The sequence below is a fragment of the Nonomuraea roseola genome (assembly GCF_039535395.1).
GTDB classification, from domain to species: domain Bacteria; phylum Actinomycetota; class Actinomycetes; order Streptosporangiales; family Streptosporangiaceae; genus Nonomuraea; species Nonomuraea roseola.
On sequence record NZ_BAAAXC010000015.1, the window covers coordinates 4,947,935 to 4,960,916 of the forward strand.

The 12,982-nt window shown below is 71.0% G+C and carries 12 protein-coding genes and 1 pseudogene; 7 read left to right on the forward strand and 6 right to left on the reverse strand.

The window, feature by feature from the left end:
* Window positions 1-6 precede the first annotated feature (6 nt).
* Complete coding sequence (locus tag ABFX55_RS46845) at window positions 7-906, reverse strand: oxidoreductase (RefSeq protein WP_346130396.1); 900 nt, start codon at window positions 904-906, stop codon at window positions 7-9.
* Between the two features lie 76 nt (window positions 907-982).
* Window positions 983-6,076 (reverse strand): Lhr family helicase, encoded by a 5,094-nt coding sequence (locus ABFX55_RS46850; RefSeq protein WP_346130398.1) that lies wholly within the window; start codon window positions 6,074-6,076, stop codon window positions 983-985.
* A gap of 117 nt (window positions 6,077-6,193) precedes the next feature.
* Here ABFX55_RS46850 and ABFX55_RS46855 point away from each other — a divergent pair, with 117 nt between their 5' ends.
* On the forward strand, window positions 6,194-7,513 hold the full coding sequence (locus tag ABFX55_RS46855) for a pyridoxal phosphate-dependent decarboxylase family protein (RefSeq protein ID WP_346130400.1): 1,320 nt from the start codon (window positions 6,194-6,196) through the stop codon (window positions 7,511-7,513).
* A gap of 41 nt (window positions 7,514-7,554) precedes the next feature.
* Window positions 7,555-8,043 (forward strand): VOC family protein, encoded by a 489-nt coding sequence (locus ABFX55_RS46860; protein ID WP_183657570.1) that lies wholly within the window; start codon window positions 7,555-7,557, stop codon window positions 8,041-8,043.
* 4 nt (window positions 8,044-8,047) lie between these two features.
* Here ABFX55_RS46860 and ABFX55_RS46865 read toward each other — a convergent pair whose 3' ends face one another.
* On the reverse strand, window positions 8,048-8,242 hold the full coding sequence (locus ABFX55_RS46865) for a hypothetical protein (protein ID WP_183657573.1): 195 nt from the start codon (window positions 8,240-8,242) through the stop codon (window positions 8,048-8,050).
* Window positions 8,243-8,287: 45 nt separating this feature from the next.
* Here ABFX55_RS46865 and ABFX55_RS46870 point away from each other — a divergent pair.
* Window positions 8,288-8,483 (forward strand): annotated as a pseudogene (locus tag ABFX55_RS46870) (DUF3046 domain-containing protein).
* 31 nt (window positions 8,484-8,514) lie between these two features.
* Window positions 8,515-9,051, forward strand: coding sequence for an AAA family ATPase (locus ABFX55_RS46875; RefSeq protein WP_346130402.1), 537 nt, complete (start codon window positions 8,515-8,517; stop codon window positions 9,049-9,051).
* Here ABFX55_RS46875 and ABFX55_RS46880 read toward each other — a convergent pair.
* On the reverse strand, window positions 9,029-9,349 hold the full coding sequence (locus ABFX55_RS46880; RefSeq protein ID WP_346130403.1) for a DMT family transporter: 321 nt from the start codon (window positions 9,347-9,349) through the stop codon (window positions 9,029-9,031). The genes ABFX55_RS46875 and ABFX55_RS46880 overlap by 23 nt on opposite strands.
* Before the next feature lie 12 nt (window positions 9,350-9,361).
* Entirely contained in the window at window positions 9,362-9,715 is a 354-nt protein-coding gene (locus ABFX55_RS46885) for a DMT family transporter (RefSeq protein ID WP_346130405.1), read from the reverse strand.
* Window positions 9,716-9,769: 54 nt separating this feature from the next.
* Between ABFX55_RS46885 and ABFX55_RS46890 the strand changes: the two genes are divergently transcribed.
* Window positions 9,770-10,195 (forward strand): MarR family winged helix-turn-helix transcriptional regulator, encoded by a 426-nt coding sequence (locus ABFX55_RS46890; protein ID WP_346130406.1) that lies wholly within the window; start codon window positions 9,770-9,772, stop codon window positions 10,193-10,195.
* On the opposite strand, the gene ABFX55_RS46895 is transcribed toward ABFX55_RS46890, so the two are convergent.
* Window positions 10,178-10,447, reverse strand: a complete 270-nt coding sequence (locus ABFX55_RS46895) for a hypothetical protein (protein WP_346130408.1) — start codon at window positions 10,445-10,447, stop codon at window positions 10,178-10,180. The genes ABFX55_RS46890 and ABFX55_RS46895 overlap by 18 nt on opposite strands.
* Before the next feature lie 236 nt (window positions 10,448-10,683).
* Between ABFX55_RS46895 and recA the strand changes: the two genes are divergently transcribed.
* Together recA and ABFX55_RS46905 are read left to right on the forward strand one after the other, a co-directional pair.
* A complete protein-coding gene (recA, locus tag ABFX55_RS46900) occupies window positions 10,684-11,790 on the forward strand; it encodes a recombinase RecA (protein WP_183657590.1) in 1,107 nt (368 codons plus the stop codon).
* A gap of 13 nt (window positions 11,791-11,803) precedes the next feature.
* The gene (locus ABFX55_RS46905; protein WP_346130410.1) at window positions 11,804-11,926 is read left to right on the forward strand and encodes a hypothetical protein; all 123 of its coding nucleotides are present in this window, start codon (window positions 11,804-11,806) and stop codon (window positions 11,924-11,926) included.
* Window positions 11,927-12,982 lie beyond the last annotated feature (1,056 nt).

Genomic DNA, 12,982 nt, shown 5'->3' on the forward strand with positions numbered 1-12,982 from the left:
TCTGCCTTAGTCCGCGAACGAATAGCTGACATTCGTCAGCTGTTCCGAAATTTCCCACAATCGGGCTGCGGCCGCCTCGTCCTTCGACGCGGGCGAGGAGTTGACGATCTTGGGATAGCCCCACACCTCGAAGGGCCCATCCGGACCCACGTAGCTCCCGCCGGGCAGGCCGGGCGCGGTCGCCGCGAACAGCAGCGGCAGCGCCCCTCGCTCGGCGCTCTGCGCGAAGAGCGCGTTGAACGCCGTCTGTCCCAGCTCCGCGAGCTTGTCGCCGGCCATGCGCGGGCCTGCCGTCTGCAGGTTCGTCGAGGAGTAGCCGGGGTGGGCCGCCACGCTGGTCAGCCGCCCGCCCGCCCGGCGCTCCAGCTCGTAGGCGAACAGCAGGTTGGCCAGCTTCGACTGCGAGTAGGCCGACCACCTCCGGTAGCCGCGCTCGGCGTTCAGGTCGTCGAACCGCATCCTGCCGCCGACGTGCACGAGGCTGCTCACCGTCACGACCCTGCCGCGCAGCCGCGGAAGCAACAGCCCCGTCAGCGCGAAGTGCCCGAGATGGTTGGTGCCGAACTGCATCTCGAACCCGTCGACCGTCTTCCTGTACGGCAGCGCCATCACGCCGGCGTTGTTGAGCAGGATGTCGACGTCGCCCTCCACGGTCGCGGCGAACTCCCGCACCGAGGACAGATCGGCGAGGTCCAGCCGTCTGACCTCGATCGAGCCCTTGGGCCCCGCCGCGAGCATGCGGGACCTGGCCGCCTCTCCCTTGGCCGTGTCCCTGCAGGCCAGCACCGTGGCGGCGCCCCGCCTGGCCAGCTCGCCCGCCGCGATCATGCCGATACCGCTGTTGGCGCCCGTCACGATCGCCGTCTTCCCCGACAGGTCGGGAATCTCCGCCGCAGTCCACACCATGGACCCCACGCTAACCCCCTGCCCGCTCGCCGCTTTCGCCAGCCATACCCCGGTGTGGGTGGAGAGCCGGGGAAGGTCAGGCGCGTAGGCGCAGGCCTCGGGGGGTGGGGTGGAAGCCGGCCTCCTCCAGCGCCGCCGCCAGCGGCGAGTCGGTGATCGAGCCGCCGTCGGCCCGCTCGACCGTCAGCTTTCCGAGCGCCCCGTCGCGTACGGCCAGCGCCAGCGCGTCCACCGCCGGCCGCAGCCGTCCATCGTCGGCGAACGACAGCAACGTCTTGCCGCCCCGCTCGACGTACAGCACGAGATGCCCGTCCACCAGCACGACGAGCGCTCCCGCCTTCCGGCCCGGCTTGTGCCCCACCTCGCCTGGGCGAGTGGGCCAGGGGAGCGCCGCGCCGTACGGGTTGGCGGGGTCGGCTGAGGCCAGCACCACCGCGCTCTGCCCCGACCCCGTGTCGGCGAAGGAGCCCGAGGCGTTGGGGGAGAGGGCCCGCATGCGGTCGACGGCGCCGGGCAGGGCGAACTGGGCACCGCCGAGCCCCTCGACGAAGTAGCCGCGACGGCAGCGTCCGCTCTCCTCGAAGGCCCTGAGCACCTGGTACACCGCGGCGAACCCGCCTGGCAGCCGCTCGGCCATCACCGCGCCCCTGGTCACCACGCCGTGCCGTTCGAGCAGGACCTCGGCCTGCGCGTGCGCGCGCTGAGTGGTGTCGGGCGAGGCGGAGGGCAGCAGCCACCACCGGCCGCCCACCAGCGGAGAGCCGCTCCTGCTCGGCAGCACCGCCCGCCGCCGCCTGGTGGTGGCGGGACGGTGGGCGGGACGGCCCGAGCCGAGCGTCGCCCTGAGCGGCGCGAGCGTGTCACCCGAGACCCTGCCCGACCACACGAGGTCCCAGAGGGCGGTGGTCAGCGTCAGGTCGTCCATCGAGCCGACCCGGTCGGACAGACCGCGGAAGAACAGCGCGCCACCGCCGCCGAGCGCGTCGAGCACCTGCTCGTGCAGCGGCGTCATCGTGATCTCGGCAGGGGTGGGGAGCAGGAGAGGGGCGGTGTCGGCGAAGAAGAGCGAGACCCAGCCGTCGCCGCCGGGCAGCGATCCCTGACCCGCCCAGATCACCTCGCCGGAGGAGGTCAGTTCGTCGAGCAGCGCGGGATGGTAGCCGGGCACCCTGGAGGGCAGCACCAGCGTCTCGAGCGAGGAGGCGGGCACCGCGGCGCCCTGCAACTGCTCGATGGCGTTGACCAGCGCGTCCATCGACCTGGCCGAGCTGATCGCCCCGCCTGGCGTGGACCTCGGCGCCTGACCGCCGCGGCCTGTGATGCCGTGCCACGTCGGCGCGAACAGGGCGAGCGTCTCGTGCGGGACCGGCTCGACCTCCTTGCGCAGCCGGGCCAGCGACCTGCGCCGCAGCAGCCTGAGAACCCCGGCGTCGCACCACTCCTCGCCGCGCCCTCCCGGCCTGAACTCGCCGTTCACCACCCGGCCCGAGGCGGCGAGCCTGCGCAGCGCGTCGGTGACCACGGCGACGCCGAGCCCGAACCTGGCGGCGGCCGTGCCCGCGTGGAAGGGGCCACGTGTACGGGCGTGCCTGGCGACGAGGTCGCCGAGCGGATCGGCCACCGGCTCGAGGAAGGCGTGCGGGATGCCGACAGGAAGCGGCGCGCCGAGGGCGTCGCGCAGTCTGGCGGAGTCCTCGATCGCGGCCCACTGCTCCTCACCGGCGACGCGCACGCTGATCGCCCTGCGCGCCCGCTCGAGATCGGACAGCCAGCCCGGGTCGCCGCCTCGCACGCTCACGTCGGCCGCCAGCAGGGGGCCGTGCGAGCGCAGCAGGTCGGCGAGGTCCTCCGCGTCACGCAGCGGCCTGTCGAGCCTGGCCAGCTCGCGCTCGGCGTCGGCGATCACGTCGGGGTCGAGCAGCTCGCGCAGGTCCGCCTGGCCGAGCAGCTCGGCCAGCAGCGTCGTGTCGAGCGCGAGCGCCTGCGCCCGCCGCTCGGCCAGCGGCGCGTCGCCCTCGTACATGAACGCGCCGATGTAGTGGAACAGCAGCGACGCCGCGAACGGCGAGGCCTGCGAGGTCTCCACCTCCACCACCCGCACGCGTCGCGCCGCGATGTCGCGCATGAGGCGCACCAGGCCGGGCACGTCGAAGACGTCCTGAAGGCACTCGCGCATCGTCTCCAGCACCACGGGGAAGCTCGCGTACTTCGAGGCCACCCCCAGCAGGTGCGCGGCCCGCTGGCGCTGCTGCCACAGCGGGGTCCGCTTGCCCGGCGTACGGCGGGGCAGCAGCAGCGACCGTCCCGCGCACTCCCTGAAACGCGAGGCGAACAGCGCCGAGCCGCCCAGCTCCTCGGTGACGATCTGCTCGATCTCGTCGGCGTCGAAGGCGGCCACGTCGCTCGGGGGCTCGGCCAGCGTGTCGGGGATGCGCAGCACGATGCCGTCGTCGGAGTGCACGGCCTGCACGTCGACGCCGTAGCGCTCGCGCAGCCGCCGGTTGATGGCCAGCGCCCAGGGGGCGTGCACACGCGCGCCGTAGGGGGAGTGGATCACCACCCGCCAGTCGCCCAGCTCGTCGTGGAAGCGCTCGACGAGCAGCGTGCGGTCGTCGGGCACGTAGCCGGTCGCCTCGCGCTGCTCGCTCAGGTAGGAGAGCAGGTTGCCGGCAGCCCACTCGTCGAGCCCCGCCGCCCGCATCCGCTCGACCGCCCCGCCCGCCTTTGGCCCGGCCGTCTCCGACGAACCGTTCCCGGGCTTTCCTCCAGCGGTCTCCGGCGAGGCAGCCCCACCCCTCCGCCCGGAGACGGCCTCGTCCTTCGCCTGCGCAACCCTCGTCGAGCCGGTTTCGGCCTGCCGTTCGGTCTCCACCGTCTCCGTCGAGCGGGCCTCCGTTGTCCGCTCGACGGAGACGGTTTCCGACGCATGGGCATCGACCCTGCTCGCAGACTCGGCCGCCTTGGCACGAGACCTGGCCGACGTGCCTGAGGACCCGGTTCCTGCCTTGCCCGAGGACCCGGCTCCCGCCTTGCCGGAAGACCCGGCTCCCGCCTTGCCGGAAGACCCGGGCCCCGAAGACTTCTTGCTGGAAGGTTCGGCGCCCTTCGCGCCGACGGGAGCCGCCTCGGCTGACAGCTCCCTCAGGAACGCGCCGATCGCCCTGCCCAGCTCGGCGGGCCGCCCTGGCGCGTCGCCGTGCCAGAACGGCAGCTTGCCCGGCTGACCGGGAGCGGGGGAGACCAGCACCCTGTCGGAGGTGATGTCCTCGATCCGCCAGGACGTGGCGCCGAGGACGAACACGTCGCCCGCCCTCGACTCGTAGACCATCTCCTCGTCGAGCTCGCCGACCCTCGACCCCTTCTCGCCGACCAGGAACACGCCGAACAGCCCGCGGTCGGGGATCGTGCCGCCGTTGGTCACCGCCAGCCGTTGCGCTCCCGGACGGCCCTGCAGCACGCCCGTCACCCTGTCCCAGACCAGCCGCGGACGCAGCTCGGCGAACTCCTCGCTCGGATAGCGCCCCGCCAGCATGTCGAGCGTGGCCTCCAGGGCGCTCCTCGGCAGCGTGGCGTACGGCGCGGCCCGCTTCACGACCTCCTCGAGCTCGTCGACCGTCCAGTCCTCGAGCGCGGTCATGGCGACGATCTGCTGAGCGAGCACGTCGAGCGGGTTGCGCGGGTAGCGCATCTCCTCGATCTCGCCGCTCTGCATGCGCTCGGCGACGACGGCGGTCTGGATCAGGTCGCCGCGGTACTTGGGGAAGATCACGCCCTTGGAGACCGCGCCCACCTGGTGGCCTGCCCTGCCGATGCGCTGCAGGCCGCTGGCCACGCTGGGTGGCGCCTCCACGCAGGCGACCAGGTCGACGGCGCCCATGTCGATGCCGAGCTCGAGGCTGGAGGTGGCCACCACGGCGGGCAGCCGTCCCGACTTCAGCGCCTCCTCGATCTGCGCCCGCTCCTCCTTGGAGACCGACCCGTGGTGGGCGCGCACGATCTCGGGGACCGCGCCCTTGCTCGCTCCGGCCTGCGCCATCATCTCCGCAGGCGCCCGTCGCGCCCCCGCCGCGGTCACCTCTCCACCAGGACGCCGAGCCGCCGGTCCCTCCGCCACCTCCGAACCGGGCCGACGAGCCTCGGGATCGGTCGTCAGGCGAGGATCGTCGGGCCCCAGGTCTTCGTGGTCTTCGGGCACGGTCTCCCAGATCGACAGGTCGATCGCCTCCACGCCCTGCTGCCGCTCGTAGGCGAGCTCGTTCAGCCGTGTGCACAGCCGTTCGGCCAGCCGTCGCGAGTTGGCGAACACGATCGTCGAGCTGTGCGCCTCGATCAGGTCGAAGAGCCGCTCCTCCACGTGCGGCCAGATCGAGCGGCGCGCGGGCTCGGCCGCGAACGCCTCAGGATCGGGGACGGCCGGAGCCTCCAGCTCGGTCATGTCCTCGATCGGGACGACGACCTGCACCTCGATGCGCTTGTCGGAAGGCGGCTGCACCACGGCGGCGGGCCGGGCTCCGCCCAGGAAGGCGGCCACCTCGCTCACGGGGCGCACGGTCGCCGACAGCCCGATGCGCTGGGCGGGCCGTTCGAGGAGGGCGTCGAGCCGCTCCAGGCTGAGCGCGAGGTGCGCGCCCCGCTTGGTGGCGGCCACCGCGTGCACCTCGTCGACGATCACCGTCTCGACGCCGCGCAGCGCCTCGCGCGCCTGGCTGGTGAGCAGCAGGAACAGCGACTCTGGCGTGGTGATGAGGATGTCGGACGGCTTGCTGGCGAACCGCCTGCGATCCTCGGCCGAGGTGTCGCCGGAGCGGATCGCCACCGAGATCTCGGGGACGGCGAGGCCGAGCCTGCGCGCCGTCTGCTTGAGCCCTGCCAGCGGAGCTCGAAGGTTGCGCTCCACGTCGACGGCCAGCGCCTTGAGCGGCGAGACGTAGAGCACCCTGCACCTGCGAGCGCCTGCGGGGCCGGCCACACCGACTCGTTCGGCCGCCAGCCGGTCGAGCGACCACAGGAAGGCGGCCAGCGTCTTGCCCGACCCGGTGGGCGCGACGACCAGCGTGTTGTCGCCGCGCGCGATCGACTCCCACGCGCCCTCCTGGGCCTGCGTGGGAGCCAGGAAGGCCCCGGTGAACCAGTCACGGGTCATCCTGCTGAAGTGGTCGAGCGCGCTCATTCCCCCATGGTGCCTCGCCGTACCGACAAAACCTCGACGGGCCGTCCCGGACAGGCGGTTAAGAAGATCGCTGCCCGTTATTTACCCCTTTTTCGGTTTTATCCGCATAATGCACGCGTGCATAGCTATGACGAGCGCCTCACCACCCTGGTCTTCGACTACATGAGGCAGCGCCTCGCCCTCGATCCCGTTCCCCTCGACCACCCGGGCGAGAAGGACAAGCTGGACGCGGCGCTCGCCGGACTCATGACGGCCAAGGGCAACGACCCCGCCAGGGTCCTGGACATCTACGACCAGCAGCTCTCGCGCGCGGTCATCTCCGCAGACAGCAACCGTTTCCTGTCCTTCATCCCCGCCGCCCCCACCAAGGCCGCGCTGCTGTTCGACATGGTCGTCTCCTGCGCCTCCCTGCAGGGCATCAGCTGGCTGGAGGCCTCGGGCGCCATCGCGGCGGAGAACCAGGTCCTGAGGCTCATCGCCGACCGCGCGGGCATGCCTGGCACCGCCGGCGGCTGCTTCGTCTCGGGCGGCAGCGCGGCCAACCTGTCCGCCCTGGTCGTCGCCCGCGACACGGCCGGCCTGCCGAACGCGAAGATCGCCGTCAGCGACCAGGCGCACTCGTCGATCTCCAACACCCTGCGCATCATCGGCGTAGAGGCGCTGGTCGTGCCGTCGGAGGACCACCGCCTCACGGGCGAGGCCCTCCGGCGCGCGCTCGAAGGCCAGGAGAACGTCATCGGCGTCGTCGCCACCTCGGGCACCACCAACGCGGGCATCATCGACGACCTCAAGGGCGTCGCCGAGGTCGCCCGCGAGCGCAACCTGTGGTTCCACGTCGACGGCGCGTACGGCGGCGCGGGCCTGTTCGCCCCCTCCGTGCGCCACCGCTACGAGGGCATCGAGCACGCCGACTCCTTCGTCGTGGACCCGCACAAGTGGCTGTTCGCCCCGTTCGACTGCGCCGCGCTGATCTATCGCGACCCGCGCCTGGCGCGTGCCGTACACACGCAGGACGCCTCGTATCTGGACGTCCTGCACACCGACGGCGGCGAGTGGAACCCCACCGACTACGCCTACCACCTGACCAGGCGGGCCCGCGGCCTGCCGCTGTGGTTCTCCCTGGCGGTCAACGGCACCGACGCCTACACCGAGGCCGTCGAGCGGGGGCTCACGCTGGCGAGGGAGAGCGCCGAGCTGATCAGGGAGAGCGACCACCTGGAGCTCATCCGCGATCCCGAGCTGTCCGCCGTGCTCTTCCGCCGCCGCGGATGGACCTCTCACGACTACTACGCCTGGTCGGAACGCCTGCTCGCGGGACAGGTCGGATTCGTCACCCCGACAGGCTGGGAGGGTGAGACCGTCGCCAGGTTCGCCTTCCTGCACCCGGGCACCACGATCGAGATCGTCAAGGAGATTGTCGCCACCATGCGCGATTGAGGCGGGAATTGCGGGGACATAGAGCGGGAGAGGTGAGCGACGTGACCATCGACCATTCGGCCATCGAGGCTGATCGCGAGCGCATCAGGCGGCAGTACCTCCTCCCGCACCGTCCCTCGAGCAGTGCGCGCGGCCTGCACCACTTCGCGCTGCTCTCCTCCGATGTGGAACAGACCATCCGCTTCTACCAGGACCTCCTGGAGTTCCCGCTCACGGAGATCTTCGAGAACCGCGACTACAAGGGGTCCAACCACTTCTTCTTCGACATCGGCAACGGCAACCTGCTGGCCTTCTTCGACTTCCCCGGCCTCGATCTCGCGCCCTACCAGGAGGTCCTCGGCGGGCTGCACCACATCGCGATCTCCGTGGACCCCGCCACGTGGGAACGGCTGAAGGGCAAGCTGGAGATGGCCGGCGTGCCGCACCAGATCGAGAGCGGCGCCTCCATCTATTTCAGGGACCCCGACGGCGCCAGACTGGAGTTGCTCGCCGACCATCTCGGAGAGATGTACGGCTCGCGCGTGCTGTAGACGTCTATCTCCTCGACGCCCTGCGATCGCGCGGCCTGCCCTGCCGTGGTTGCCGCTTCAGGCCCGCGTGCCGTTCGGCGCGGTCGGCCTTGTCCTTCTGTACGGCGAGGCGCAGCTGGAGGAGCAGGCTGCGGCGACGCTCCCGATGTGTCCTGGCGGTGGCTGACGGCTTGGGAGCCGATTTGGGGGTTTTCGCCATGAGGCTTGTCCTACCCATCCGGCGGCGGGTTCCATACTTGGTGGCATGCGCCTGACCGAGTTCTGGAGACGGATGCGCGCCCACTTCGGCGATCCCTACGCTGAGTCGTGGGCCCGCGACTACGTGATCGCGCCCCTGGGGGGGACGAACGGTCGAGCAGGCGCTCGCGCAGGGCGTGAGCGCGAAGGAGGTCTGGCGGGCGGTGTGCCAGGTGGAGGACGTGTCGAGCCGCCTGCGCTGAGCCTGCCGTGCAAGGGGAGGGAGCACGGCCGATGACGTTCGTCGTGGTCACGGGAGGGCCGGGAGCGGGCAAGAGCACACTCATCGACGGGCTGGAGGCGGCGGGCTTCCGCCGTACGGAGGAGGCCGGCCGCGCGATCATCCAGGACCAGGTCGCGATCGGCGGCCCCGCGCTGCCCTGGCTCGACCCCGCCCTGTTCGCCGAGGTGATGCTCCAGTGGGAGCTGCGCTCGCACCGCGCGGCCCAGGACGAGGAGGGGCCCGTCTTCTTCGACAGGGGAGTGCCCGACGTCGTGGGCTACCTGCGTCTGGAGGGGCGGCCGGTCCCCGCGCACGTCGACGCCGCTGCGAAGAGCTTCCGCTACCACCACGAGGTCTTCGTCGCGCCCCCGTGGCCGGAGATCTTCGAGAACGACGCCGAGCGCAGGCAGACGCTCGAGGAGGCCTCCCTGACCTACGACCGGGTCACGGAGGCGTACCTCGACTACGGCTACTCGCTGGTCGAGCTGCCCCGCCTCGCCGTACGGGAGCGGGTCGGATTCGTGCTCAGACACCTGCGGAGAGCTTGAGCAGCACGATCCCGCCGATGATCGCGGCGAAGGACACCAGCTTGGCGGCGGTGATCCGCTCCTTGTAGATCAGCGCGCCGAGGAGCACGGTGCCGATGGAGCCGACGCCGGTCCAGATGGTGTAGCCGACGCCCACGTCGAGTGTCCTGAGCGCCAGGCTGAGGGTGAAGATCCCGCCGGCCGCCGCCATCAGTGTGAAGACGGACGGCCACAGCCGGGTGAAGCCCTGTGTGGCGTTGGTGCCGAGCGCGAAGGCGACCTCGAAGACGATCGCGATGGAGAGATAGATCCAGGCCATGACAGTCACTCCTCAGGCGGTGGTGGAGGGGGAGAGGCGGTCGGCAAGCTTGAGGCCGAGGACCCCGCCGATGATCAGAAGGAAGGCCAGCACCTTCCACGCGCTCAGCGACTCACCGAAGATCACGGTGCCGAACACGACGGTGCCGACCGAGCCGATGCCCGTCCAGACGGTGTAGCCGACACCCACGTCGAGTGTCCTGAGCGCCAGGCTGAGGAAGAAGATGCCGCCCGCCGCGGCGGCCACGGTGAGCAGGGAGGGGCCGAGCCGGGTGAAGCCCTCGGTGGCGTTGGTGCCCAGGGCGAAGACCACCTCGAAGACGGCGGCGATAAGAAGGTAGGTCCATGCTTGAGTTCTTGTATGCACATACATATTCTGTGCATACACATAGAATGGATGTCAACACGGGAGGGGAGACAGATGGCGACGCTCGACGACGACATGTGGGTCGGAGTGGTACGGCTGCACGCCAGAGTGGAGCACGAACTGGCCGCGGCCCTGCAGCGGCACGGCCTCGGCCTGTCGGAGTATCGCGCGCTGTGCCACCTGTCGACGGCCAGGAGCGGCGAGCTGCGCATGCAGGAGCTGGCCGACCTGCTCGGGCTCAACCAGAGCTCCGTCACCCGCCTGGTCGGACGGCTGGAGGCCGCCGGGCTCACCCGCCGCGACCTGTGCGCCAACGACCGCCGTGGCGTCTACACCGTCATCACCGAGGCGGGGAGGGAGCGGAAGGACGGGGCGAGCGACCTCTACGAGCAGACGCTCACCGCAGCCCTCGACCGCGCCGCCTCCGACGGCCTCACGGCCACGGTGTCCGCACTGCGAGGGTCATTCGCCGTCGGCTAGGACCGCCGCGACCGCGCGTACCGTCCCTTCGAGGTCGTCGGCCGTGCCGTGGCCGCCCGGCGACCACAGGAAGACCCACGCCGACGTCGACGGCGTCGCGAAAATGATCGTCTGCCGGCCCGTGCGCGGATGCCAGACCCACAGCACGGGATCGTCTCCACCGACCATGCGCCCGACGAGCGCGTGGGCGGGGAGCAGCTCGGCGAGCGCCTCCAGTTGGGTACGCCGCTGCCCGGTGTAGGTGCTCGTCACGTCGCCGCCTCTCGACCTTTTCCTAAGGATCTCCCCAGCTCAGCGGCCATGGCAACACGCCCGGCGTAATGTCAGGGAATGTCTTGCGACTCGGCGTGTTCGGGGCGCCATCGAACAGCCGTTCGGCTACTATGAAGCTCGCCGAACCGCTTCCTGCACGGCTCGGCGGAAAATTGTCGGTCCCACCGCGTAGCTTTCACTCGACCGACCAGACACGACCCTCCAGGGGAGTTCCCATGGCTATCAACGACCGCGAGAAGGCCCTTGAGACTGCCCTCGCACAGATCGAGCGGCAGTTCGGCAAGGGCTCCGTCATGCGCCTCGGCGATGACGTCAGGGCTCCCATCGAGGTGACGCCGACCGGCTCGATCGCACTCGATGTCGCGCTCGGCATCGGCGGCTTCCCCAGGGGCCGCATCATCGAGGTCTACGGTCCCGAGTCCAGTGGTAAGACCACGGTCGCGCTGCACGCGGTGGCCAACGCGCAGCGGGCGGGCGGCATCGCGGCGTTCATCGACGCCGAGCACGCCCTCGACCCCGAATACGCCAAGAAGCTCGGCGTCGACACCGACGCCCTGCTCGTCTCCCAGCCCGACACCGGTGAGCAGGCGCTCGAGATCGCCGACATGCTGATCCGCTCGGGCGCCGTCGACATCATCGTCATCGACTCGGTCGCGGCCCTGGTGCCCAAGGCCGAGATCGAGGGCGAGATGGGCGACAGCCACGTCGGTCTCCAGGCCCGCCTGATGTCCCAGGCGCTGCGCAAGGTCGCCGGTGCGCTCAACAACACCGGCACCACGGCCATCTTCATCAACCAGCTGCGCGAGAAGATCGGCGTCATGTTCGGCTCGCCCGAGACCACGACCGGTGGTAAGGCGCTGAAGTTCTACGCCTCGGTCCGCCTCGACATCCGCCGCATCGAGACGCTGAAGGACGGCACGGAGGCGGTCGGCAACCGCACCCGCGTCAAGGTCGTCAAGAACAAGATGGCGCCGCCCTTCCGCGTCGCCGACTTCGACATCCTCTACGGCGTGGGCATCTCCCGCGAGGGCGGCCTCATCGACATGGGTGTGGAGCACGGCTTCGTCCGCAAGTCCGGTGCCTGGTACACCTACGAGGGCGACCAGCTCGGCCAGGGCAAGGAGAACGCGCGCAACTTCCTGCGCAACCACCCCGACGTGGCCAACGAGATCGAGAAGAAGATCAAGGAGAAGCTGGGTGTGGGGCCGCGTGTCGACGCCCCCGCCGAGGCTCCCGCGGCCCCGGCCGCTCCTCCGGTCGCCGCCGCGCCCTCCGGCCGTGGTTCCAAGGCCGCCGCCACGCCCAAGCCCGGTGACGTCTGATCCGGTCTGAGGCATGAGCATGTCGCCGGCCCCCGCCCACCGCCCGAACCCCGCCGCCCCCCAGAGGGACGGCGGGCCCACCGCCAACGACCACGATCAGGCCGAGCACCCGACCCCGGAACGGCACGGTGTCTGACGTGAGAGCGGAAGCGAACGACGAGGGCAGGGGCACGGCCGACATGACGCCCGAGCCCGACGTCAGCGGGGCAGCGACCGGCACGGCGAGCGATGGCCCGGCTGCTGACCGCCCGGCACCCGGCGCCCGTGCGGAGGCGGCTCGCGCGGCGAGTGGTAAGGCCGGGAGTTCGGACGGCGCATCGGGTCGACCCGGTGGCGGAGCGGACGGCCCATCGGCTCAGATCGGTCTGGGCGAGGGCGCGGACGGCGCATCGGATACCCCCGTGTGGGGTGAGGAAGGCGCAGCGGCTACCCGAAGCTGGGGGCAGGACGTCACACGAGCCGACAACGGCTGGACCGCCAACGACCCGTCGACCGCAGAGGGCTGGACCACCGACAACCCGGCGACTCGGGACGGCTGGAGCACCAACGACTCGGCGCCCCAGAGCGGCTGGGGTTCGAACGCGCCCCCCGGTGGCTGGGGTTCGAACGACACGACGCCTCAGGACGGTTGGGGTTCGCAGGACTCGTCGGCCCGGGAGAGCTGGGGCCTGGGCGGCGGGTCGGCCGATGACGGCAGCGGCTCGCCAGACAACACCTGGAGTGGGGACCGCTCGGCTGCCGGCGTGTGGAGTTCGGGCGGATGGGGCCCTGGCGGCGACGAGGCGGGCACGGACGCTTGGTCCAGCGTCCCTGACGGCGTCGCCGACCTCGCCCGCCCAACCCGAGCCCGCAAGAGCCGCCGGGCGTCACGGGACACGGAGGACGACGGCCCGATCTGGCGCTTCGAACCAACCGGCCGTTCCCCATGGTCTACGAAGGCCACGAAAAGCGACCACGACCCTGACCCTCGGGAGAACACCGAACCTCGCAGGCCGGGGGCAGACAGCGGTCATTCGCAGGCACCCGACGCCCTCCTGACTGCCGCCGAGGGCCGGCTTCCCGACGACCCCCGGCCTCCAACCGGTCACCGAGAGAGCCCAGCCGCTGAACTTGGGCGTGATGCCGAGCTTCGGGGTCGTGAGACCGAAGGCGCTGGACGCGGGATCGACCGTCGGGGGAACCAGAGCGGCGG

Bases quoted from the DNA above. Each gene is read 5' to 3' on its own strand.
- ABFX55_RS46845 (WP_346130396.1), bottom strand. From the start codon at position 906: ATGGTGTGGACTGCGGCGGAGATTCCCGACCTGTCGGGGAAGACGGCG.
- ABFX55_RS46850 (WP_346130398.1), bottom strand. From the start codon at position 6,076: ATGAGCGCGCTCGACCACTTCAGCAGGATGACCCGTGACTGGTTCACC.
- ABFX55_RS46865 (WP_183657573.1), bottom strand. From the start codon at position 8,242: ATGGCGAAAACCCCCAAATCGGCTCCCAAGCCGTCAGCCACCGCCAGG.
- ABFX55_RS46875 (WP_346130402.1), top strand. From the start codon at position 8,515: ATGACGTTCGTCGTGGTCACGGGAGGGCCGGGAGCGGGCAAGAGCACA.
- ABFX55_RS46880 (WP_346130403.1), bottom strand. From the start codon at position 9,349: ATGGCCTGGATCTATCTCTCCATCGCGATCGTCTTCGAGGTCGCCTTC.
- ABFX55_RS46890 (WP_346130406.1), top strand. From the start codon at position 9,770: ATGGCGACGCTCGACGACGACATGTGGGTCGGAGTGGTACGGCTGCAC.
- recA (WP_183657590.1), top strand. From the start codon at position 10,684: ATGGCTATCAACGACCGCGAGAAGGCCCTTGAGACTGCCCTCGCACAG.
- ABFX55_RS46905 (WP_346130410.1), top strand. From the start codon at position 11,804: ATGAGCATGTCGCCGGCCCCCGCCCACCGCCCGAACCCCGCCGCCCCC.